Source organism: Nocardia seriolae NBRC 15557, from assembly GCF_007990715.1.
GTDB lineage: Bacteria > Actinomycetota > Actinomycetes > Mycobacteriales > Mycobacteriaceae > Nocardia > Nocardia seriolae.
This window is the reverse complement of sequence record NZ_BJWY01000054.1, coordinates 1-21,607: the sequence shown is the minus strand read 5'-3', so window position 1 is coordinate 21,607 and position 21,607 is coordinate 1. Positions and strand designations below refer to the sequence as shown.

The 21,607-nt window shown below is 68.1% G+C and carries 21 protein-coding genes and 1 pseudogene; 8 read left to right on the top strand and 14 right to left on the bottom strand.

Annotated features, from left to right (window positions below; all coding sequences use genetic code 11):
• Positions 1-65: 65 nt before the first annotated feature.
• The gene (ahpD, locus tag NS2_RS17835) at positions 66-605 is read right to left on the bottom strand and encodes an alkylhydroperoxidase, AhpD family (RefSeq protein WP_033088594.1); all 540 of its coding nucleotides are present in this window, start codon (positions 603-605) and stop codon (positions 66-68) included.
• 34 nt (positions 606-639) lie between these two features.
• Positions 640-1,227: a peroxiredoxin gene (locus NS2_RS17830; RefSeq protein WP_045438075.1), complete on the bottom strand. Its 588-nt coding sequence runs from the start codon at positions 1,225-1,227 to the stop codon at positions 640-642.
• Positions 1,228-1,339: 112 nt separating this feature from the next.
• On the opposite strand from NS2_RS17830, the gene NS2_RS17825 reads away from it, so the two are divergent.
• The 4 genes and pseudogenes from NS2_RS17825 to NS2_RS17810 all read left to right on the top strand — a co-directional run.
• Positions 1,340-2,248 carry a hydrogen peroxide-inducible genes activator gene (locus NS2_RS17825; RefSeq protein WP_033088596.1) on the top strand — a complete coding sequence of 303 codons (909 nt, stop codon included), beginning with the start codon at positions 1,340-1,342 and terminating at the stop codon, positions 2,246-2,248.
• Between the two features lie 88 nt (positions 2,249-2,336).
• Entirely contained in the window at positions 2,337-3,113 is a 777-nt protein-coding gene (locus NS2_RS17820) for an MBL fold metallo-hydrolase (protein WP_033088597.1), read from the top strand.
• The gene (locus NS2_RS17815; RefSeq protein WP_045438072.1) at positions 3,110-3,568 is read left to right on the top strand and encodes a gamma-glutamylcyclotransferase family protein; all 459 of its coding nucleotides are present in this window, start codon (positions 3,110-3,112) and stop codon (positions 3,566-3,568) included. Before NS2_RS17820 ends, NS2_RS17815 begins: the two co-directional genes overlap by 4 nt.
• 241 nt (positions 3,569-3,809) lie before the next feature.
• A pseudogene (locus NS2_RS17810) lies at positions 3,810-4,886 on the top strand (RNA-guided endonuclease InsQ/TnpB family protein); the annotation flags it as partial.
• A gap of 280 nt (positions 4,887-5,166) precedes the next feature.
• Here NS2_RS17810 and NS2_RS17805 read toward each other — a convergent pair.
• From NS2_RS17805 to NS2_RS17795, 3 genes are all read right to left on the bottom strand, one after another.
• Positions 5,167-5,604, bottom strand: coding sequence for an RpiB/LacA/LacB family sugar-phosphate isomerase (locus tag NS2_RS17805; RefSeq protein ID WP_033088598.1), 438 nt, complete (start codon positions 5,602-5,604; stop codon positions 5,167-5,169).
• Between the two features lie 34 nt (positions 5,605-5,638).
• Positions 5,639-6,622, bottom strand: a complete 984-nt coding sequence (locus tag NS2_RS17800) for an aldo/keto reductase (RefSeq protein WP_033088599.1) — start codon at positions 6,620-6,622, stop codon at positions 5,639-5,641.
• 67 nt (positions 6,623-6,689) lie between these two features.
• Positions 6,690-7,274: a TetR/AcrR family transcriptional regulator gene (locus NS2_RS17795; RefSeq protein WP_033088600.1), complete on the bottom strand. Its 585-nt coding sequence runs from the start codon at positions 7,272-7,274 to the stop codon at positions 6,690-6,692.
• A gap of 120 nt (positions 7,275-7,394) precedes the next feature.
• Between NS2_RS17795 and NS2_RS17790 the strand changes: the two genes are divergently transcribed.
• Positions 7,395-8,432 (top strand): beta-ketoacyl-ACP synthase III, encoded by a 1,038-nt coding sequence (locus NS2_RS17790; RefSeq protein WP_033088601.1) that lies wholly within the window; start codon positions 7,395-7,397, stop codon positions 8,430-8,432.
• A 102-nt stretch (positions 8,433-8,534) separates the two neighbouring features.
• On the opposite strand, the gene speD is transcribed toward NS2_RS17790, so the two are convergent.
• From speD to NS2_RS17770, 4 genes are all read right to left on the bottom strand, one after another.
• Entirely contained in the window at positions 8,535-9,749 is a 1,215-nt protein-coding gene (speD, locus tag NS2_RS17785; protein ID WP_052486685.1) for an adenosylmethionine decarboxylase, read from the bottom strand.
• A 12-nt stretch (positions 9,750-9,761) separates the two neighbouring features.
• The gene (locus tag NS2_RS17780) at positions 9,762-10,862 is read right to left on the bottom strand and encodes a type III PLP-dependent enzyme (RefSeq protein ID WP_033088603.1); all 1,101 of its coding nucleotides are present in this window, start codon (positions 10,860-10,862) and stop codon (positions 9,762-9,764) included.
• A gap of 215 nt (positions 10,863-11,077) precedes the next feature.
• The gene (locus NS2_RS17775; protein WP_033088616.1) at positions 11,078-13,588 is read right to left on the bottom strand and encodes a DEAD/DEAH box helicase; all 2,511 of its coding nucleotides are present in this window, start codon (positions 13,586-13,588) and stop codon (positions 11,078-11,080) included.
• A 46-nt stretch (positions 13,589-13,634) separates the two neighbouring features.
• Positions 13,635-14,591: a proteasome assembly chaperone family protein gene (locus tag NS2_RS17770; RefSeq protein ID WP_033088604.1), complete on the bottom strand. Its 957-nt coding sequence runs from the start codon at positions 14,589-14,591 to the stop codon at positions 13,635-13,637.
• Positions 14,592-14,863: 272 nt separating this feature from the next.
• Between NS2_RS17770 and NS2_RS17765 the strand changes: the two genes are divergently transcribed.
• Positions 14,864-15,508 (top strand): sensor domain-containing protein, encoded by a 645-nt coding sequence (locus tag NS2_RS17765; protein WP_155239758.1) that lies wholly within the window; start codon positions 14,864-14,866, stop codon positions 15,506-15,508.
• Between the two features lie 77 nt (positions 15,509-15,585).
• On the opposite strand, the gene NS2_RS17760 is transcribed toward NS2_RS17765, so the two are convergent.
• The gene (locus tag NS2_RS17760) at positions 15,586-16,182 is read right to left on the bottom strand and encodes a hypothetical protein (protein WP_052086593.1); all 597 of its coding nucleotides are present in this window, start codon (positions 16,180-16,182) and stop codon (positions 15,586-15,588) included.
• A gap of 125 nt (positions 16,183-16,307) precedes the next feature.
• Positions 16,308-17,258 (bottom strand): helix-turn-helix transcriptional regulator, encoded by a 951-nt coding sequence (locus NS2_RS17755; RefSeq protein WP_033088605.1) that lies wholly within the window; start codon positions 17,256-17,258, stop codon positions 16,308-16,310.
• Between the two features lie 95 nt (positions 17,259-17,353).
• On the opposite strand from NS2_RS17755, the gene NS2_RS17750 reads away from it, so the two are divergent.
• Complete coding sequence (locus tag NS2_RS17750) at positions 17,354-17,761, top strand: VOC family protein (protein ID WP_033088606.1); 408 nt, start codon at positions 17,354-17,356, stop codon at positions 17,759-17,761.
• Positions 17,762-17,794: 33 nt separating this feature from the next.
• On the opposite strand, the gene NS2_RS17745 is transcribed toward NS2_RS17750, so the two are convergent.
• Positions 17,795-18,223 (bottom strand): hypothetical protein, encoded by a 429-nt coding sequence (locus NS2_RS17745; protein WP_033088607.1) that lies wholly within the window; start codon positions 18,221-18,223, stop codon positions 17,795-17,797.
• Between the two features lie 280 nt (positions 18,224-18,503).
• Between NS2_RS17745 and NS2_RS17740 the strand changes: the two genes are divergently transcribed.
• The gene (locus NS2_RS17740) at positions 18,504-19,646 is read left to right on the top strand and encodes a DUF4192 domain-containing protein (protein WP_045438068.1); all 1,143 of its coding nucleotides are present in this window, start codon (positions 18,504-18,506) and stop codon (positions 19,644-19,646) included.
• Positions 19,647-19,689: 43 nt separating this feature from the next.
• On the opposite strand, the gene galE is transcribed toward NS2_RS17740, so the two are convergent.
• A complete protein-coding gene (gene galE, locus NS2_RS17735; RefSeq protein WP_033088608.1) occupies positions 19,690-20,676 on the bottom strand; it encodes a UDP-glucose 4-epimerase GalE in 987 nt (328 codons plus the stop codon).
• A gap of 3 nt (positions 20,677-20,679) precedes the next feature.
• Complete coding sequence (locus NS2_RS17730) at positions 20,680-21,366, bottom strand: iron-dependent transcriptional repressor DtxR (RefSeq protein WP_033088609.1); 687 nt, start codon at positions 21,364-21,366, stop codon at positions 20,680-20,682.
• Between the last annotated feature and the right edge of the window lie 241 nt (positions 21,367-21,607).

The following is a 21,607-nucleotide window of genomic DNA, read 5'->3' as shown; positions in this document are numbered from 1 at the left end:
CAGTGCCGGCCCCTCCGGGGCTCGGGGGTTTCAGGGGTGAAACCCCGAGGGTCCCGAGAGTCGGGTCAGACCGCGGCCGCCGCCAGCGCCTCGGTCGAGGCCACGGCCTGACCGACGCCCGCCACGATCGCCGCCGCGCGCAGCGCCTCGAAGATCACCTCGCGCGACACGCCCGCCTCACGCAGCGTGTGCTCGTGCGCCTCCAGGCAGTGCTGGCAGCCGTTGATCGAGGACACCGCGAACGACCACAGCTCGAAATCGGCCTTGTCCACACCCGGATTGCCGATGATCTGCATGCGCAGGCCCGCGCGCAGATCGTCGTAGCGGCCCTCCAGGAAAGCCTTGCCGCGGTAGAACACATTGTTCATGCCCATGATCGACGCGGCGCCCAGCGCGGCGTTGTACGCCTCGGCCGAGAGCACCTCGGCCGCCTCCTCGGCGATCTCCCGCAGCGTGGTCGCGGACTTGGTGGCCGCGGCCGAGGCCAGCAGGGTGCCCCACAGCTGCTGCTCGCCCAGCACGGTGGTGCGCGCCAGCGAGGACAGGTTGAGCTTCAGATCCTTGGCGTACTCGGGTAGCGAGTTCTTCAGGTTTTCGACGGTCACGATGGATTCCCTTGTATCTCAGCCCTTGCGAGTGTCAGACGGAAGCGGTCATGAGCTCGCCGGCCTTGATGGTCGGGTCGCCCTTCTTCCAGTTGCAGGCACACAGCTCGTCGGACTGCAGGGCGTCGAGGACGCGCAGCACCTCGTCGACATTGCGACCGACCGAACCCGCGGTGACGGACACGAACTGGATCTCGTTGTTCGGGTCGATGATGAAGGTGGCGCGGTCGGCGACGCCGTCGGCATTGAGAACGCCGGTGGCGGCGGCCAATTCGCGCTTGAGGTCGCTCAGCATCGGGAACGGGAGGGTCTTGAGGTCCTCGTGCTGGGCACGCCACTGGAAGTGCACGAACTCGTTGTCGACCGAGGCGCCGAGCACCTGCGCGTCGCGGTCTTCGAACTCGTCGTTCAGCTTGCCGAAGGCGGCGATCTCGGTCGGGCAGACGAAGGTGAAGTCCTTGGGCCAGAAGAAGACGACGCGCCACTTGCCGGCGTAGTCGTCGCTCGAGATCTGGGTGAAGTAGTCGTCGGGCTGCTGAGCGTTCACCTTCGAGAGGTCACCGCCGATGACCGCGGTCAGGTTGTAGGCGGGGAACTGGTCGCCGATGGTCAGCAGGGCCATGCTTGCTCCTCATATGTAGTCGTGCCGATTGTGTCGAGACGTATATACGATTCCGATCTTTGCCGAACCGTAGCGAGAGGTAAACGTGATCGGTCGCACTACACTGATAGGCGTGACTGATCAAACTTATCAGCCCACCCTGTCACAGCTGCGTGCGTTCGTGGCCATCGCGGAATACCGGCACTTCGGCACCGCTGCGACCCGGCTCGGCGTGAGCCAGCCCACGTTATCGCAGGCCCTGGCATCATTGGAAAACGGACTGGGGCTCCAGTTGATCGAGCGCAGCACACGCCGGGTGCTGGTCACCGCGGATGGCAAACGGCTACTGCCGCAAGCCATTGCCACCCTCGAGGCCGCTGACCGATTTGTCGCATCCGCGGCGGGGCGGGGCCTGGTCGGCACGCTGCGACTGGGCATCATCCCGACCGTCGCCCCCTACGTGCTGCCCACCCTGCTGCCCGAATTGCGCAGGCGAATGCCGAATCTGGCGCCGTACGTCATCGAGGACCAGACCGCGCGGCTGCTGGACGGGCTGCGCACGGGCGTGCTCGACGTGGCGCTGCTCGCGCTGCCGTCCGACGCCACCGGGCTGGTCGAGACACCGCTGTACACCGAGGAATTCGTGCTGGTGCTGCCGCGCGGGCACCGGCTGGCCGGGCGCACCGACCTGAAACCCGGGGACCTGGACGCACTTCCGCTGCTGCTCCTCGACGAGGGGCACTGCCTGCGCGATCAGACCCTGGACCTGTGCCGCGCCGGGGCCGTGCAGCCGGGCGCGGTGGGCGACACCCGCGCGGCCTCGCTGGCCACCGTGGTGCAGTGTGTGGCGGGCGATCTCGGGGTGACGCTGATTCCGGCCATGGCGGTGGCCGCCGAGACCGCGCGCGGGACCCTCGATATCGCCACCTTCGCCGCGCCCGCGCCGGGACGCACGGTCGGGCTCGCCTATCGCTCGTCCACCGCGCGGGCCGAGGATTTCGAGCTGCTCGCCCAGATCATTCGCGAGTGCCGGCCGAGCTGACCGGGTTTCGTTGGGGCACTACTCGGGTTCCGGCAATTCCGGCACCTGCGCGGTTGCGTCGTATCGGACCGTCTGAAACGCTCTGGCCATGCGGATTCACCACCTGAACTGCGGCACCATGGGATTCGGCCTGGTCGATCACTGCCTGCTCGTCGAGACCCGGGACGCGCTCGTGCTCGTCGACACCGGGTTCGGGCTTGAGGCCGTGCGCCAGCCCGGAAAGATGATCGGTGCCAGCCGTTTCCTCCTGGGGGCGAAGCCGACCGAGGCCGAGACCGCGTTCCGGCAGATCCAGGCCCTGGGCTACGACCCGCGCGATGTCCGGCACATCATCCTGACCCACCTCGACCTCGACCACTCCGCCGGGCTGTCGGATTTCCCCGAGGCCACCGTGCACGTCCACGGCCCCGAATTCCGGGCCGTCACCGCCACTCCCACGCTCTCGGAGAAGCTGCGCTATCGGGCGGCGCAGTGGGCGCACGGGCCCAAATGGATGGTCAACGAGGTCGAGGGGGCCGAGGACTGGTTCGGGTTCACCGCGGTCCGGGATCTGCCGGGGCTGCCGCCGGAGATTCTGGTGGTGCCCCTGGCCGGGCACACCCGCGGGCACGCCGGGGTGGCCATCGATCACGGCAACGGATGGCTGCTGCACGCGGGCGACTCGTTCTTCCCGGAGTCCAGCATTCATCCCGAGGAGCCGTTCACGCCGTTCTGGTGGAAGGTGTACGAGACCGGGGCCATCGCCGGTGACGCCTACCACGCCAATCAGCGGCGGCTGCGCGAACTGCGAAAGTCGCACGGGCACCAGGTGACCATCATCAACTCGCACGACGCCGGGATCTTCGCGCGTACAGTCGGTCGATGACCGACCGGTGGGCACGGAAACTGCCGTCCGCAACTGATCCTCTGTTCGTCTATGGGACTTTGCAATTCGGCGCCGTGCTGACCGAATTACTCGGGCGCGTACCGGAAATGGAGCCCGCGCGCTTGCTCGGGCGCCGGGCCGCCGCCCTGCCGGGGCGGGTGTACCCCGGTCTGGTCACCGCGACCGGAAGTGTCACCGACGGTTTTCTGCTCATCGGGCTCACCGCCGAGGAGTGGCGGGTGCTCGACGCGTTCGAGGACGACGATTACGATCTGCTGCCGGCCGCGGTGACGGTGGGGGAGCGGGCCGGGTACGCGTGGACCTACGTCTGGACCGCCGAGGTCGAGGAACGGGATTGGTCGGCGGCGGCGTTCGCCGCCGAGCAGCTTCCGCATTACCGGGGGAAATGCGCTGCGTGGCGGCGAAATCTGGTCCTGCTCAGCGAGACTGTATGACGCGGGACACATTCGTGCGGTAGAAGTTGGTCGCATGGATGCAGAGGGCACTGATCTGACGGTGGCGGGCGCGCGGTCCCAGGCGCTCGGAGATCTCCTGCGGCGCAGCGCCGCCCGGGTTCGGGCACGACCGCGCTGGTGTGGCGGGAGCAGCGCGAGAGTTACGCCGACCTCGGTGTCGCAAACAGCGCCCTGCAAGCGCATCAGGGTTTCTGTCGGTGGGTGTCGATAGATTGCGTTGGTGCAGTTGCGTTACCAGTATCGCCTGTATCCCACGGCCGGTCAGCGAGAGTCGCTTGCGCGGGTGTTCGGGTGCGCGCGGGTGGTGTTCAACGACGCACTGGCGGCACGAAAGACCGCATTTGAAGCTGAGCTCCCGTATGTCTCCGACAGCGAGTTGTCGAAGCGGTTGACCGCCGCGAAGGCGACGCCGGAGCGGGAGTGGCTGTGCGAGGTGTCGGCGGTGATGTTGCAGCAGGCTCTGGCGGATCTGAACACCGCCTACCGCAACTTCTTTCGATCGGTGACCGGTAAACGCAAGGGCCCTAGGAGGGCTCATCCGCGGTTCCGGTCCCGTAAGGACAATCGGCAGTCGATCCGGTTCACCCGCAACGCCCGCTTTGCGGTCACCACCGGAAAGAAGTTGCGGCTGCCCAAGATCGGAGACGTGAAGGTCGCCTGGTCACGAGAACTGCCGTCGGAGCCGTCGTCGGTGACGGTGATCAAGGATGCGGCGGGACGGTATTTCGCGTCGTTCGTTGTCGAGGTTGTTGACCGGCCGTTGCCCGACGTCGATGCCGAGGTGGGTATCGACCTGGGTTTGACTACGTTCGCGGTCCTGTCGAACGGTAAACGGATCGAGTCCCCGAAGTTTCTGCGCCGAGCCGAGCGCAAGCTCGCCAAGGCGCAGAAGAGCCTTTCACGCAAACAGAAAGGTTCGAACAATCGCGCCAAGGCCCGGATCGTGGTGGCGAAGGCGCATGCGAGAGTGGCTGATACGCGCCGGAATTGGGCGCACAAGCACACCACGGCGGTAGTTCGTGAAACCCAAGCGATCTACGTCGAGGACTTGTGTGTGAAAGGTTTGGCCCGCACCCGGATGGCGAAATCGGTCCACGACGCGGGCTGGGCGATGTTCACCCGCATGCTGGAGGAGAAAGCGGCTCGGTCGGGCCGGTACTTCGCGAAGGTGGACCGGTTCTATCCGTCATCGCAGATCTGCGCGCCGTGCGGGCACCGTGACGGACCCAAACCGCTGTCAGTGCGAGTCTGGACCTGCCCAGTGTGTGGGGCGGTCCTCGATCGTGATCTCAACGCTGCGAACAATGTTCTCGCCGCCGGACGGGCGGAGAGGCTAAACGCCTGCGGAGGGTCCGTAAGTCCTGTCGTGAGAACGATAGGCACGTCCCAGCGAAACAGGAACCCACCCAGAGCGCCCGATAGGGCGCTGGCAGGAATCCCGACCTTCAGGCTCGGGAGGACGTCAAAAGGTCCCCAAGTACGCGACCTTCGTCGAGTCCCTCCCCAAGAACCCCAGTGGCAAGATCCTCAAACGCGAACTACGTACCGCCAACGCCCATCTCGCAGCCGACGCCTGATCACCCGATCTTGCCCACATGCGCGATATTCGCCCGATCGCCGGGGTCCTGACTCGGGTCCGCGGCGAACCAGGCATCGAGAATCTCGGTGAGCTGCGCGCGTGAAGTCAACCGCAGGCTCAACGCCAGCACATTCGCGTCATTCCACTTCCGCGCACCCTCGGCGGTATAGGCGTCCACGCACAGCGCCGCCCGTACCCCCGCGACCTTGTTCGCGGCAATGGACGCGCCGGTCCCGGTCCAGCAGCACACGACCGCCTGTTCGGAACGGCCCTCGGCCACATCCCTGGCCGCGGCCTCGCTGGCCCAAGCCCAGTCGTCCCGCTCCCGCGGCTCTAGTGCGCCGTGCACGGTGACCTGATGCCCGCGTTCGCGCAACTCCTCGACCACGGCCGCGGCCACCCCGGTGTCCTCGTCCGCGGCCACCGAAATCCTCATGGAGCCAGTATCGCCGGTTCCACCCGGAACCCGGTCAGCGTCCGGCCGCGCGGGCGAGTTCCTCCGGGTAGCGAGCTCCGGCGACGGCGTCGACCGGGGCGGCGGCTTCGACGCGGGCCAGGTCCTCGACGGTCAGCGTGATGTCGGTGGCGGCGACGTTCTGTTCGAGGTAGGTGCGGCGTTTGGTGCCGGGGATTGGGACCACATCGTCGCCGCGGGACTGGACCCAGGCCAGGGCCAATTGGCCGGGGGTGACGCCCTTTTCGTCGGCCAGCTCGCGTAAGGCTGCGACGATGGCGAGGTTGCGGTCGAAATTGCCTTCGGAGAAGCGGGGAAGGCGGCGGCGCATGTCGTCAGCGGGGAGGTCGGTGGTGGAAGTGATTGCGCCGGTGAGGAAGCCGCGGCCCAAAGGGGAGAACGGGACTATGCCGATGCCGAGTTCGCGGCAGGCGGGCAGGATTTCGGGTTCGATGTCTCGGGTCCAGAGGGACCATTCGGACTGGAGGGCCGTGACGGGGTGGACGGCGTGGGCGCGGCGGATGCTGTCGACGGATGCCTCGGAGATACCCAAGTAGCGGACCTTGCCCGCTTGGACGAGTTCCGAAAGTGCGCCCCAGGTCTCTTCGATGGGGGTGTTCGGGTCTACGCGGTGCTGGTAGTAGAGGTCGATGTGGTCTACGCCGAGTCGGGTCAGGGATTCGTCGCAGGACTGTGTGACGTAGGCGGCGTCGCCGCGGGCGCCCATGGCGCCCTGCTCGCCCCAGACGATGCCGAATTTGGTTGCGAGGACGGCCTTGTCGCGGCGGTCGGCGATGGCGCGGCCGACGAGGCGCTCGTTGGTTTCGGGGCCGTAGACGTCGGCGGTGTCGAGGAGGGTGACGCCGAGGTCGAGGGCGCGGTGGATGGTGGCGATGGATTCGGCGTCGTTGTCGTGGGCGCCGTAGGCGAAGCTCATGCCCATACAGCCGAGGCCCTGGGCGCTGACGGTCAGTTCACCGAGTTTCCTGGTCGCGATCATGGAAACGACGCTACGACTTGGAGCGTGCTCCAAGTCAATAGCGTCCGGCTCGGCGGCAGCGTCCGGGTCAGCGGCGGCTGGGGAGGTGGTGGCGGAGCAGGACGGTGAGCTGGGTGCCGCCGTCGGTGAAGGGGAGGGTGGATTTGAGGGCGCGGCTCTGGACGATCGCGCCCTCGATGACCGACAGGGTGAACCCGGCCAGGGAGCAGGCGGTGGCGCGTTCGATGCCCGCCTCGACCATGCCGTCGGCCAGGCGGGCGGTCCATTCGGAGAAGGCCTGCCCGGCCGAGGATTGCAACATGGGGTCGAGCTCGTCGAGGGCGGCGGCCATCATGAACGATCCCGCGCGGTATTCGCTGGTCTCCAGCTGGCCGCGCCAGAAGCCGAGTAGCTCGTCCACCCAGCCCGCCAGGGTCGGCGCGGTGGGCAGGGCGTCGGCCATGCGGCTCACGTGCGAGTAGACCATGCGGGCCACCAGGCGGGCCGCGGTTGCCACCAATTCGCCCTTGCCGGAAGGGAAGTGCTGGTAGAGCGAGTTCCTGGAGGCATTGCTGCGCTTGAGCAGCTCATTGAGCCCGGCGGAGTGCACGCCGTGCTCCTGGACGGTGGTGATCGTGCTCGCGATCAATCGGGCGCGCGGTCCCGCCGTCATGCAAATCCCTCCGGAATCCTTCGAAAGCTTGTGTGAACCGATCGGTCCATGTTAAACCTTACCCATGTGAACCGATCGGTACACATGCTTTGGTACTCATGGGACAGAGGAATTCCGCGCATGCCAGCCCAGATCGCCACCGCCACCCCGGTCGCCCACGCCGCGCTGCTCGGCCTCGGCGTCTACCGACCCCGCCGGGTGGTCCCCAATGCCGAGATCGTCGATCGGATCAATTCCTCCGACGAGTGGATCCGGACCCGCTCCGGCATCGAGGCCCGCCACTGGGCCGATGCCGAGGAGACCATCGTCGGCATGAGCAGCGCCGCGGCCCGCGACGCCCTCCAAGCCGCCGGTGTCACCGCCCAGCAGATCGACGCCGTCATCCTGGCCACCTCCTCGCAGATGGTGCTCGGCCCGTCGGCCGGGGCCGTGGTCGCCACCGAACTCGGCATGCACGACACCGCCGCATTCGACGTCTCGGCCGGATGCGCGGGCTTCTGCTACGCACTGGCCAACGCCGCCAACCTGATTCGCGCCGGACAGGCCCGCCACGTGCTGGTGATCGGCGTGGAACGGCTCTCCGACCTGCTCGACCAGGACGACCGCACCTGCGCGTTCATCTTCGCCGACGGCGCGGGCGCGGTCGTGGTGGGCACCTCGGACACCGAGGGCATCGGCCCGGTGGCCTGGGGCTCGGACGGCGGCCAGACCGCGGCGATCAAGCAGGACAAGGACTTTCAGCAGTACTTCGCCGAGGTCGCCGAGGCCGAGGCGACCGGCGGCACCACGGTGCGGCCCTACATCCGGATGAACGGCGCGGCCGTATTCCGCTGGGCCGTCACGTTCCTGGAGAAGGCCTGCCGCGACGCCCTGGACCAGGCGGGCGTGACCGTCGACGACCTGGACGCCTTCGTCCCGCACCAGGCCAACGGCCGCATCACCGACGCCCTGGTGCGCACCCTGCACATGCCCGAAAACATCGCTGTCGCAAGGGATATCGCGCAGACCGGCAACACCAGCGCCGCGTCGATCCCGATGGCGATGGAACAGCTGCTGCGTTCGGGTGAGTCCAAGCCCGGCGACACCGCGCTGCTGCTCGGCTTCGGCGCGGGCCTGGCCTACGCCGGTCAGGTGGTCCGGCTGCCCGCCATCGCCTGATCTTCATGAACCGACGGACAACGAAATCCGTCGCCGAGGACAACGAAAAACGAAGCGCCCCGCACACTCAGGTGTGCGGGGCGCTCCGGTACAGCGGTTCGACTAGACGCTCACGCCCACACGCAGCGCGTGCGGCTCGATCGCGCCGCGGACCAGCGCCTGCGCGTCGATGGTCTCGGCCTTGTAGGGCAGCGTCGCCAGGGTGGCGGTCATCTTGGCCACCGGATCCGCGACCGCGGCCGGGGTACCGAAGATGAACGTCCACTCGTGCTCGTCGCTCACGTACGGGACGACCGTCTCGAACAGGTTGTGGAAGCGGGTCCACGAGCGCTTGAGAGTCTCGTTGCGCCACATGGTCTGACAGCCGGCCTGCGCGGCGAGCACGCCACCCTCGGCCAGCAGCGCCTTACACCGGTTGAGGAAGTCGTCCTCGTAGAGGCGGTTGTGCTGCGCGTCCTCGACCCGCTCGTCGGGCAGGTCGATGCAGATCATGTCGTAGCGCACGCCCGCGGCCTCGGCCTTGGCCAGGAAGTCCCAGCCGTCGGCGTAGTGCATCTTGATCGGGCCGGTCTGCGCGACCGCCTCGGCCAGGTCGGCCGGGCTGTAGCCGTAGGGGAGGTGCTCGGCGCACAGCTCCACCTCCAGCTGGTCGATGTCGACGTGATCGACGAGCGAGGCGCCCGCGGCCACCGACATCTGCGAGGCGACGCCCTCGCCGGAACCGATGATCAGCACCTTGTCCAGCTTCGCGGCCAGCGCGTACCCCGGGACCAGCATGGCCTCGTGGTAGGTGAGCTGCGAGAACTCGGTGGACTGGCGATCGTCGTCGGAGAACAGGGAGATGCCCTGCTCGGTCCGCGCGATCACCATGTGCTGGAACGGGGTGTTGGTGTCGACGATGGTTTCCGTCGTGTTCCACACCCGGGTCAGGCCCTCGCCCACCGGCTCGTGGATCCGGCGGGCGGTGTGCCCGCGCTGGATGACCTCGATGTTCACCGAACCCGGGGACAGCTCCTGCTGCAGCAGTTCCACGGCCTTGGTGGCGCCGGAACCGATACTGCCGCAAGTGAATACGTCGACGAAGATGTCGCCGGACTCAGGGTAGGTGTGGATCGAGGCGTGCGACTCGGCCAAAAGGGCCAGGATGGTGGCACCCTGCGGCTCGAACTTCTTGCTCACGACATCGCAGATGGTCACCCCCGCGGCGACCAACGATTTTCGAAGCGCGGTTTCGAGTCGTTCGAGGTCGTCGCAGAGGTTGGCGTCGACACCACCGAACTCGGCCAGCACGTGCCAGCCGGTGAATTCTGCCGTGATCATGGCTAAAACTCACTCTCGCTCAGCGCCAGTGACATGAACAGTCAAAGGCGGAAAACCGTTGAAGGACACCGACGAATAGCTCGCCGTATAGGCGCCGGTTTCGAGGATCCGGACTGGATCACCGGCTCGCAACGTGGTCGGAAGGAGGACACGCGTGCGTTGATAGAGTACATCGTCGCCGTCACACGTAGGACCGGCTACCACCGCTTCGTCCTTCGGATCCGTGTCCCGATCGGTTTGGAATCGGTAGGTGATGTACTCGTTCTCGGTTTCGGCCATGCCGTTGTAGCGGCCGATGTCGAAGTATACCCAGCGCCGCCCGTCCGGCGCTACGCGAACATTCACCACTTCGGCGTGGATCACACCGGTATTGCCCACCAGGGCGCGACCGGGTTCCACGACGAGCGAGGTGTGTTCCGGGAGGTAGCGGCCCGCCGCCTCGGCGATGGCCGCGCCCAGCTCCGCGAGTCCCGGAGCCGGATCGGCGTACGAAATCGGCAGTCCCCCACCGATATTCACCGCCGTGACTGGAATGTCCTTGATGGCCAGCGCTTCCGCGATGGCACCCGCCTGCTCGATGCCGATGCCCCAGGCCTTCGGGTCCAGCTGCTGGGAGCCGACGTGGAAGTAGGGACCGACCACCTGCAGTCCGAGGTCATGCGCCCGCACCAGCAGCCGCTTGGCCTCGCCCGGCGCGCAGCCGAACTTGGTGCCGAACGGCGTCTGCGACTGCGGAGCAGACGACAGGAACCGGCACTCGACCTCCGAGCCCGGCGCGTGCTCGGCGATGCGCTCGAGGTCGTCCTCGGTGTCGAAGGCGTAGCGCCGCACGCCCGCCGCGTAGGCGGTGGCGATCTGCGAGGCCTTCTTGATGGGATTGCCGTAGCACATGACGGCCGGGTCGACGCCCTGCGCGAGGCAGAGTTCGATCTCTCCGACGCTGGCGACGTCGAACTCCGCGCCCTCGTCGTTCAGCAGCCGGATGATCTCCGGCACGGGACTCGCCTTGACGGCGAAGCGAATTCGTGCCGCGGGTAGGGCGGCGTGCAGTGCGCGGTAGTTCGCGCGGACCTTGTCGAGGTCGATGACCAGACAGGGCGACTCGGGCATGTTTCGACCGGGCAATCTAAGGGAACTCTTTTCTGTCGGCCAAGCGGCAGGGATTCAGGCAACCTGCGCGACAATACACGCGTTGGGCCTCGAGAAACGAACCGGTGGACGATCGATTACGTCACTCTAACGCGGGGATTCGTACATCTACCCCGCGTGAGGTCTTACGAGAGTATGACTCTCGGCCGTGCCCGGCCCGACCAGTCGGTCTCTCGTCAGCCCGCGCTGACGGCGACCTCGTCGAACACCACTTCGCCCGCGGCATCGGACTCGGCCAGATCGACAATGGCGTCGATGGACCACCCGTGGTCGCCATTGGGGTCGTCGAGCACCTGGCGCACATCCCAGAATCCGGGCCGCTGCTCGACCCGGAAGAGCTGCGGCCCCCGGGCAGTCGGACCGGTCCCGATGGTCCCGTACTCGTCGAAATAGGGCCCCAGCTCGGTCTCCCAATCCAGCTCGTCGCCCATCTCGGCCAGTGCGTCCCAGTGCCGCAGCGCGGCCAGGTCCACGCGCCGGAACATGGCGTTGCGCACCAGGACCCGGAAGGCGCGCTCGTTGGCGGTGATCGGCCGGACCGTCTCGGCCCCGAACGCCACCTGCTGCTCGTCGGACTCCGCGCCGGGATTGGTGAGCTGCTCCCATTCGTCGAGCAGGCTGGAGTCGACCTGCCGGATGAGCTCGCCCAGCCATTCGGTGATGTCGTCGAGTTCCTCGGTGCGGGCCTGCTCGGGCACGGTCCGCCGCAGTGCGCGGTAGGCGTCGGCGAGGTAGCGCAGCACCACGCCCTCGGAGCGGGCCAGCTCGTAGCCCGACACCAGTTCGGCGAAGGTCATGGAGCGCTCGACCATTTCGCGCACCACGGACTTGGGGGAGGGCTCGAACTCCGACACCCACGGATGCCCGGCCTTGTAGGTCTCGAACGCGGGCTCGATGAGTTCGGCGGCCAGCGGTTTGGGCCAGGTGACCTCTTCGAGGAGTTCCATGCGCTCCTCGTATTCGATCCTGTCGGCCTTCATCTCCGCGACCGCTACGCCGCGCGCCTTGTGTTGCTGGGCCATGAGCAGCTGCCGCGGATCCTCGAGGGTGGCTTCGATGAGCGAGATCACATCGAGGGTGTAGGTCGGCGACTCCTTGTCCAGGAGTTCCAGTGCCGTGAGCGCGAACGGCGACAGCGGCTGATCGAGCGCGAAGTCGCGTTGCAGGTCGACCATGAGCCGGGCATGGCGTCCGTACCGGTCGGGTTCGTCGAGCTGCTGCACCACGCCCGCGTCCCGCAGCGCCCGGTAGAGCCGGATCGCCTTGAGGATGTGCTTGCGCTGCGCCGCGCGCGGCTCGTGGTTCTGCTCCAGCAGGTGCCGCATGGCGTAGAAGCAATTGCCTTTGCGCGCAATCACATTCAGCAGCATGGCGTTGGTCACGTTGAACCGCGACACCATGGGCTCGGGCGAGGCGGCGACCAGCCGGTCGAAGGTGTCCTCCGACCAGGACACGAACCCCTCGGGTGGCTTGCGTTTGACCACCTTCTTGAGCTTCTTGGGATCGTCGCCCGCCTTGGCGATCAGCCGCGCGTTCTCCACCTCGTGCTCGGGGGCCTGCACGACCACGGTGCCCATGGTGTCGTAGCCCGCGCGCCCGGCCCGCCCGGCGATCTGATGGAACTCGCGCGCATTGAGCCGCCGCGTGCGCACCCCGTCGTATTTGGTGAGCCCGGTCAGCAGCACGGTGCGGATCGGGACATTGATGCCGACCCCGAGGGTGTCGGTGCCGCACACCACCTTCAGCAGCCCGTCCTGGGCGAGCTTCTCGACCAGTCGCCGGTATTTGGGCAGCATGCCCGCGTGGTGCACGCCGACGCCGTGGCGGATGAACCGCGACAGCGTCTTGCCGAATCCGGTGGCGAAGCGGAATTCGCCGATGGCCGCCGCGATGGCCTCCTTGTCGGCCTTGGACGACATGTTGACGCTCATCAGCGCCTGGGCCCGTTCCATGGCCGCGGCCTGGGTGAAGTGCACGACGTACACCGGCGCGAGGCTGGTGGTCACCAGGTCCTCGAGGGTTTCGGTGATCGGGGTGCGCACGTACGAGAAGCTCAGCGGCACCGGCCGTTCCGAGCCGGAGACGATGGCGGTCTCGCGCCCGGTGCGTTTGGTGAGGTCCTCGGCGAAGAAGTCGACCTCGCCCAGGGTGGCCGACATGAGCAGGAACTGCGCGTTGGGCAGTTCGATCAGCGGCACCTGCCACGCCCAGCCGCGATCCGGGTCGGCGTAATAGTGGAACTCGTCCATGATGACCTGGCCGACATCGGCGGCCGCGCCTTCGCGCAGTGCCAGATTGGCCAGGATCTCCGCGGTCGCGCAGATGATGGGCGCTTCCGGATTGACCGCCGCGTCGCCGGTCACCATGCCGACCCGGTCGGCTCCGAAGACCTCGCACAGCGCGAAGAACTTCTCGCTGACAAGGGCCTTGATCGGTGCGGTGTAGTAGCTGCGCTGGCCCTTGTTGAGCGCCGCGAAGTGCGCGCCCAGGGCGACCAGCGACTTACCGGACCCGGTCGGGGTGTTGAGAATGACGTTGGACCCGGTCACCAGTTCCAGCAGCGCCTCTTCCTGCGCCGGGTACAGGCTCAGGCCCTCCGAGCTCGCCCAGTCGGCGAAGGTCTCGTACAACCACTCCGGGTCCACGTCGGATACGGCAAAGTCGGGAACCAATTCGGACAGCTGCACGCCGACCAACGTTACCGGTCGTCACCGCGAAACCCGGCAGCGACCACTATCGCAGCGGCGGATTATCGGTTCCGTCGCCGTCGGTGAACCCGGCCTGCTCGGCCAGGAAGCGCTCGAACTCGGCGCCCAGCTCGTCGCCGGTGGGCAGCTCGGTCTCGTCGCCGGCCAGCAGGCTGGACTGGCGTTCCTGGGCGGTGACGAAGCTGTCGTACTGGCGTTCGAGGGCCTGCACCACGGTCTCCACCTCGGAGTTGCCCGCGATGTGCTCGTTGACCTGCTCGCGCACCCGCGCCGCGGCATCGGTGAGCGCCGCGAGGGGCAGTTCGAGGCCCGCGTTCTCGGCCACGTTCTCCAGCAGCGTCTGCGCCGCTTCGGGATACGCGGTCTGGGTCAGGTAGTGCGGCACGTGCACCGAGAAGCCGACCGACTCGTGCCCGTGCTGGGCCATCCGGAATTCCAGCAGCGAGGACGCGCTGCCCGGCACCTGCAGCTCACCCGGCCAGCGCTGGTGATCACCGATCAGATCGGAGTCCGAGGCGTGCGCGGTGACGCCGAGCGGGCGGGTGTGCGGGATCGCCATGGGGATCGCGCTCAGCCCGATGGTGCGCCGCACGCCGAGCTGTTCGGCCAGCAGCCGCACCGCGGTGACGAACTTCTCCCAGCGCAGGTCCGGTTCCAGCCCGGCCAGCAGCAGGAACGGGGTGCCCGCGGTGTCCTTGAGGGCCCACAGGCTCAGTTCCGGCTCGGTGTAGTCGGAGAAGTGATCGGTCTTGAAGGTCATCAGCGGACGCCGCGAGCGGTAGTCGAGCAACTCGTCCATGTCGAACGAGGCGACCAGTTCGTGCTCGAGGCTTTCCTTGAGGTGCGTGGTGGCCAGGCGCACCGCGTGTCCGGCGTCGGTGAAGCCCTCGAGGCCGTGCACCAGAACCGGACCCGAGCCATCGTCGGACGACAGCTGCGGAGCCGGGAATTCCAGCTCGTACATTCGCGACTCGTAGTCCATCGCGTGCTCCTTCCTGCGTGGCCCACTTTCGCGACCATCCTCATTGTCCCTCATGGGCATGACAGGTGTGCACCACCCGCACCAGGGATGCAACACGGCGCAGGGTGACACGCATTCCCCGCGGGTCGGCACACGCCCCGTCATTTGCCCGGGAGCGGCGTGGCATTCGGTGTGAACAGCCGATTTTCGGCATAGTGGACGAGGTGACCGCGTCCTTCCGAACCCCTCCGCGCCGCTGGTACCGCAGGTCCGTACGCACGGTGGGAGCGGTCTTGGCGGGAGGTCTGCTCGCCGCCTGCGGGACCACGGTGTCCGGTCATCCGACCGCCGCGCGCAATCCGGTTACGCCCCTGGCGAACGCCGACAGCGGGCTGGTAAAACTGCTGCCCGATCCCTCGCAATTCCCCTCGCACTACACCGCGCTCGTGCTGCCCGCCGATACCGCCCGCCAGGCCGCCGACGATCTGAACGGCTATCTGCCGGGGGCACAGGTGGATCCGACCACCTGCGTGCCCGCCACCCCGAGCGCCGGTCCGGTCGCCGCGGTCGGCAATGACGACTCCACCCGGGCCACGCTCACCGTGGTGTTGACCCGCTCCACCCAGCCCCTGTCCACGCTGCGAGATCAGTTGCAGCACTGCGGCACCGTGCGGCTCGGCCATTCCGGGGCCACCTCGATCGTGACCACCCGGCTGGATCCGCCGCCGCCGGTCAATGTCGACGATTCGCTGGCCATCAAGCGCACGGTCGGCACCGAGAACAGCCCGGCCGGTCTGACGCGAACCATGCAGACACTGGTCGGCCAAATCGGTGATGTGCGAATCAATGTGACCTACATGACCTCCGGGACCACCTCCGACGGCGAGGCCCTCGATGCCCTCTTCACCACCGCGCTGCGCAAGGTCCGCAAGGGCTGAGCAAGGTCAGGTCGAGCATCCCGGGCCGGACGCCCGGGAGGGAGCCGACCGCTGCGGTGTATCGGCTCCCGGGCCGATCAGCAGGTCGGCAGCGGCTGGTTCGAACCCGAGGCGGAACCGCTGCCCGCCGAACCCGTACCGGCCGAACCGCTTCCGGCCGACCCGCTCGCCGAACCGCTGTCGCCCGAACCGCTGGCCGAGCCGCTGCCCGCGGAACCGGAGCTCGACGAACCCGGGATGATGCTGGAGATCGGCGGGCAGGTGCCGCCCGCGCCCACCTTGTAGACGATGCTCGAGCTGCTCAGGCCCTGCCGCACACCGACGTTGTAGGTGCCGTCATTGGCCGGATGCCACGGCAGGTTCGCCGCCGCGCCCGCACCGTAGGAGGTGGGGGTGAGCGTGCCGATGACGGTTCCGTTGACCAGGAAGTCGACCGGGCTGAAGGCGTCGGCGCCGCTGAGCGCGGCCTGGATCATGCAGCCGTCGGCCACGCTGCAGACCTTGTCGCTGGTGAGCCCGGCGACACTGATCTTCTCGATGGACGCGCCGGCCGGGGCGGCCAGGACCGCGCCGGTCAGCAGGGCCAGCGCGGCCGCCGCGCCCGCGCCGACCGCGGGCCGTCGCAGCCCGCCGACGGCGGACCGTCGCGGATCTCGGTGGAGCTGGATGGTCATGGGTGAATCCTTTCGGCGCGTTGAAGGGGGCGCGCCCGGGCGGACTGTAACAGTGCCGGACCCTCGAAATTCTTGAATTCACAACTGCTGCAATATGATTCGTTTACCGCATAACAGGGCAGCGGTTACCGGCCGGTATTCCCGTAGCGGTGCGCCAATTCGGCCCCCAGCCGGGCGAGTTCGGCGCGCACCGACTCCGGCTCGACCACCTCGAGGCTCGCGCCCCAGCCCGCCAGCTGCTGGGCGATCATGAGCGGCGACGGCGCGGTGACCCGCGCCCGCACCCGGCCGTCGGCGACCGGCCCCTCCAGCACGCAGTGCCGCCCCTGCTGATCGCTGAGCACCGGCGCGAGCGCGGCGGGGACCAGCACCGTCGCCGAGAGCGTGGACCGGTGCCGCTCCACCTCGGTCACCACCTCCGACCAGGCCGTGGACAGGTCGAAATCGGCTGGGCGCGCGGCCGGTTCGGCCGTCACCTCGACGGTGGTGATGCGATCCACCCGAAAGGTGCGCTGCCCCCGCTCGGTTCCGGCGATCAGGTACCAGATGCCGTCCTTGTCGACCAGGCCCCACGGATCCACCAGCCGCTCACCGACCTCGCCCTTGCGCGCGTACCCGATCCGAATCCGCAGGCGGCGCACCACGGCTCGCTGCAACTCCGCGACCGGCGCGGGCATCTCGGTATCGGTGCGGCCCCAGCGCGCCGGATCGACCACCACCGCGGCCGCGGCCGCCTCGGCCTCGGTGCGGAAGGCCTGCGGCAGCGCGCGCAACAGCTTGCGCAGCGCGGATTTGGTCGCGGGTGCGGCGGTCGCGACCGGGCCCAGCAGCAGGAACAGCGCCTGCGCCTCGGCGGCGGTGAGCCCGCTCAGATCCGTGCGCGCCCCGCCCACCAGCGCCCACCCGCCACCCCGTCCGGGCTGCGCGTACACCGGAATCCCGGCCGCGGACAGCGCCTCCAGGTCCCGCCGTGCGGTCGCCACCGACACCTCGAGCTCCGTGGCCACCTCCCCGGCCGTGACCCGGCCGCGGGTCTGCAGGAACAACAGGGTGGCCACCAGCCGGTCCGCGCGCATGCCCGAATTCTGCTCGGAAAAGTGCTCATTCGGTGAGCACTTTGGGCGTGATGATGGATTCACAGCGACCACCACCCCGACCGAGGAGAGCGACCATGCTGCGTGGAATGGCGACCGTGAACTACTACGCCGACGATCTGGAGGCGGCCAAGGACTGGTACAGCGAACTGCTCGGTGTCGCACCGTATTTCGCCGTGCCGGGCGGATACTACGAGTTCCGCATCGGTGACTACCAGGCCGAGCTCGGCATCATCAACAAGAAGTTCGCGCCCTCGCACCCGGATCGCCCGGGCGGCCAGATCGTCAACTGGCATGTCGACGATGTGGCGGCCACCTTCCGGCGGCTGCTCGACCTGGGGGCGACCGAATTCGAGCCGATCATCGAACGCGGTGAGGGGACCGGGTTCGCGACCGCCTCGGTGGTGGATCCGTTCGGCAATGTGCTCGGCATCATGTCCAACCCGCATTACCTGGAGATCCTCGCGGCGAGCCGCCCCGAATAGATCGGCTCGCGCGGGGTCCGGCGGCTCGGGGGACTATCCCGCCGAGCCCGAGGGCAGCAGGCCGCCGAAGGAGCCGGTGCCGGTGTTCGACGGCGGCGCGTTCAGGGTGTAGCCGATCGAGGCCGACGAGCTGTCCTGGGTGGCGCTGATGGTGTAGGTGCCGTAATCCTGGGGCACCCAGGTGACCGACGCGGTCGCGGCATTGCTGTCCCAGTTGTCCTGCACCGGAACGGCATAGCCGATGACGGTGTTGTTGACCGACACCGTGACCTGGTCCATGCGGTTCTCGCCGGTCACCCGGACCCGCACGTAGCACGGCTTGCCCGCCCCGCACTGCTGGCTGTCGGAGACATTGTCCACGCGGACCTGGCTGGTGTCGGCGGCGGCGCTCGGGGCCAGCAGCGCGGGCACGGCTGCCGCGGTCAGCGCGGCCGCGGCGGCGGTGAATGTCGTGCTCTTCATTGCACGCGATACTCCTTCCGGCACTTCGGATGACGAGTGCCGAGCGGACTGTAACAGCGTGGACGCGCCCGGTCGGGCAAAATGAAACGAATCCATTTCAAGTGGGTTCGCGCGGCCGGGCGGGCACGGTAGCAACGGGCACCGACAAACCCGGCCGCGCGCACGCCCGGCCGCGCCGAATCATCCACGACGCGCCGGAATGCGCCGAATCATCCACAGCCGCAGCGAAACCGCAGGTCGGTCCGCGGGCCGGGGACCCGGCCCGGCGCATGCTCGGGCCATGACAGCGCACATCGATTCGATCCCGCCCGAACCCATCGAACCGCAGGCCCGCCTGCACGCGGCAGGCGATCTGATCGCGGCGGTACCGGCCATGCTCGGCTTCGTGCCCGAGCGCTCGCTGGTGGTGGCCGCCCTGACCACCGACCCGGACCCGACCACACAACCCGGCACCTGCCCAGCGGCCGCCGTGGAGGTCGTGACCCGGATGGATCTCGACAATCCCGGGCGCGCGGCGACCGGACTACTGGTCGATCAGGTCGCCGGTATCTGCGTGCGGCACGGCGCCGTCGCGGCGCTCGCGCTCATCATCGACGACCGCGCCACCGCGCCCACCCGGCACCACCGCGGCGTGCGCGCGAGCAAGCACCGGGATCTGATTGCGGCACTGGAACATCGGCTCGATGTCGAGGCGGTGTCGCTGACCGGTGCCTGGGCGGTGAGCGCCATCGGCCCCGACCTGCCCTGGTGGAGTCTCATCGGACCCCGGTGTCACGGCACGCAACCCGATCCGGCGGCGTCGCCGGTCACCCTGCGGCAGGTGCTGGCGGGCCGCCCGATGCGTGGATCCCGCCGGGAACTCACCGAATTCATCGCCGTCGACCCGGTGCGGCGGGCGGCGACCGCGACGGCCCTGGAGGTCGCGGTCTGCGCCGCGGCCGGGCGGGTGGCCCGAATGCTCGCGCGCGGCGATCGGCGGCTCGGGCTGCGCTCGGAGACCTGCCGGGTGCTGCGATATCTGGAACGGGTGGAGGCTGGGGCCCGGCTCACGCCCGCAGAGATCGCGGACGTGGCGGTCGCACTGCGGGATTCGGAGCTGCGCGACATCCTGCTCGCCCTGGCGCCGGGCCCGCGCGCGGACGCGGCCGAGACGCTCTGGCTGCAATTGACCAGGGCCCTGCCCGATCCCGAGCGTGCCGGGGCGGCCGCACTACTGGGTTACTGCGCCTACGCTCGCGGCGACGGCCCGCTCGCGGGTGTGGCCCTCGACGCCGCGCTGGCCGCCGACCCGGAGCATCGCCTGGCGAAGCTGCTGGAATTCGGCCTGCGCATGGGCATGCGGCCCGACCGGCTGCGCGAACTCGCGGACTCCGGCCGGGCGACGGCTACCGAGCTCGGCATCCACCTCGGGCCGGAGTCCTGACATGAGACTCCGGACCCTGCAGCGGACTTCGTACGGCGCGCGGTCAGCGCGCGCGGGTGCTGTGCGCGCGGTCGCCCAGTCCGCGCAGGAAATCCCAGGCGTCGGAGACGATCTCGTCGAGATCGGTGTGCTCGGGCCGCCAGCCGAGTTCGGCGATGGCCTTGGCGCTGGAGGCCACCAGCACGGCCGGGTCACCGGCGCGGCGGGGCGCGTCCACCTTGTTGATCGGCAGCCCGGTCACCCGCTCGCAGGCCGAAATGACCTCGCGCACCGAGAAACCCGTGCCGCTGCCCAGATTGAAAATGCGGTGCACACCCGGCTGGGACTGGGCCAGCGCCTGCAGATGCGCCTGCGCCAGATCACGAATGTGGATGTAGTCGCGCACCGCGGTGCCGTCCGGCGTCGGGTAGTCGTTGCCGAAGATCGAAATGGACTCGCGCTGACCCAGCGCGGTCTGCAACACCAGGGGGATGAGATGGGTTTCCACCACACGGTTCTCGCCGAGCCCGGCGTACGCGCCGGCCACATTGAAGTACCGCAGGCTGGTCGCCGCCAGTCCGTGCGCCACCGCGTAGGAGGTGATGGCGTAGTCGATGGACAGCTTGGACGCGCCGTACGGATTGGTCGGCGCCTTGGCGGCGTCCTCGACGATCGGTACCTGCTCGGGCTCGCCGTAGACGGCCGCGGTGGAGGAGAACACCAGTCGCGGGGTGCCCGCGTCGCGCATGGCCTCGAGCAGCGCGAGGGTCTTGACCACATTGCCGTGCCAGTACTTCTCCGGCGCCACCACCGACTCGCCGACCAGCGACTGGGCCGCGAAATGCAGCACGCCGTCGAAGGATTCGGACGCGATGAGCTCGACGCCCGCCGTGGCGATATCGCCCTCGACGAATTTCGCGCCGGCCGGGACGCCGTCGGCATTGCCGGTGGACAGATCGTCGACGACCACGACCTCGTGACCGTCCTCGAGCAGAACCTGTGCGCAGACGCCACCGCCGTAGCCGGCGCCTCCGGTAACCAGAAGCTTCACGTATCAGACCAACTTCACCTGGACGGCGTGCGCCATCTCATCGGACAGTTCGAATTCCTCATGGCCGGGCACCGAGATGATCACCGCGCCCGGCTTGGTCTCCACGGTGACGCGGGCGTCGGGCACGACACCGGCCTCGCGGAGCTGGTTGATGGTCTCCGGATCGGTCTGGATGTGCTCGGACAGCCGCCGCACCACCACCGCCTGCGACTGCCCGGAGGGCAGATCGCTGAGCCGGACCAGCTTCTCCTCGGCACTGCCGGCGGGCTTGACACCCAGCTCGTCCAGGCCCGGAATCGGATTGCCGTAGGGCGAGGTGGTGGGGTGATTGAGCACCTCGACCAGACGGCGCTCCACCTCCTCGCTCATCACGTGTTCCCAGCGGCATGCCTCGGCGTGCACGTTCTCCCACTCGAGGCCGATGATGTCGACCAGCAACCGCTCGGCGAGCCGATGCTTGCGCATCACGGAAACGGCCATGGCCCGGCCCTTGTCGGTCAGCTCGAGGTGGCGATCACCGGCGACGGTGAGCAGCCCGTCGCGCTCCATGCGCGCGACCGTCTGGCTGACCGTCGGGCCACTCTGCTCGAGGCGCTCCGCGATGCGGGCGCGCAGCGGCGTGACACCCTCCTCCTCGAGGTCGTAAATGGTACGGAGGTACATCTCCGTGGTGTCGACCAGATCCTTCACCTGTTAAACCCCTTCGTCGGCACGAATTCTACCCATGCACGGCGGCTGCACCGGGCGACAGCTTATTTCGCGAACGCAGTGTCAACACCCAGGACGGGCAGCGTGTTCCCTGCGGGTTTTCCGAGCGGCATCCTGCCATCCCGGTACGACAGCGTTGCTCTGCCTACGGACGGCATTGCTGTGCCTACGGAAGGCACTGCGGTGCCTAAAGCCTACGAACCCGTCCGACGCACTAGTGTCG

Bases quoted from the DNA above. Each gene is read 5' to 3' on its own strand.
- NS2_RS17770 (WP_033088604.1), bottom strand. From the start codon at position 14,591: ATGGACTACGAGTCGCGAATGTACGAGCTGGAATTCCCGGCTCCGCAG.
- NS2_RS17815 (WP_045438072.1), top strand. From the start codon at position 3,110: ATGACCGACCGGTGGGCACGGAAACTGCCGTCCGCAACTGATCCTCTG.
- NS2_RS17800 (WP_033088599.1), bottom strand. From the start codon at position 6,622: ATGATCGCGACCAGGAAACTCGGTGAACTGACCGTCAGCGCCCAGGGC.
- NS2_RS17760 (WP_052086593.1), bottom strand. From the start codon at position 16,182: ATGACCATCCAGCTCCACCGAGATCCGCGACGGTCCGCCGTCGGCGGG.
- NS2_RS17830 (WP_045438075.1), bottom strand. From the start codon at position 1,227: ATGGCCCTGCTGACCATCGGCGACCAGTTCCCCGCCTACAACCTGACC.
- NS2_RS17805 (WP_033088598.1), bottom strand. From the start codon at position 5,604: ATGAGGATTTCGGTGGCCGCGGACGAGGACACCGGGGTGGCCGCGGCC.
- NS2_RS17745 (WP_033088607.1), bottom strand. From the start codon at position 18,223: ATGAAGAGCACGACATTCACCGCCGCCGCGGCCGCGCTGACCGCGGCA.
- NS2_RS17750 (WP_033088606.1), top strand. From the start codon at position 17,354: ATGCTGCGTGGAATGGCGACCGTGAACTACTACGCCGACGATCTGGAG.
- NS2_RS17795 (WP_033088600.1), bottom strand. From the start codon at position 7,274: ATGACGGCGGGACCGCGCGCCCGATTGATCGCGAGCACGATCACCACC.
- NS2_RS17790 (WP_033088601.1), top strand. From the start codon at position 7,395: ATGCCAGCCCAGATCGCCACCGCCACCCCGGTCGCCCACGCCGCGCTG.
- NS2_RS17755 (WP_033088605.1), bottom strand. From the start codon at position 17,258: ATGCGCGCGGACCGGCTGGTGGCCACCCTGTTGTTCCTGCAGACCCGC.
- NS2_RS17740 (WP_045438068.1), top strand. From the start codon at position 18,504: ATGACAGCGCACATCGATTCGATCCCGCCCGAACCCATCGAACCGCAG.
- NS2_RS17820 (WP_033088597.1), top strand. From the start codon at position 2,337: ATGCGGATTCACCACCTGAACTGCGGCACCATGGGATTCGGCCTGGTC.
- NS2_RS17780 (WP_033088603.1), bottom strand. From the start codon at position 10,862: ATGCCCGAGTCGCCCTGTCTGGTCATCGACCTCGACAAGGTCCGCGCG.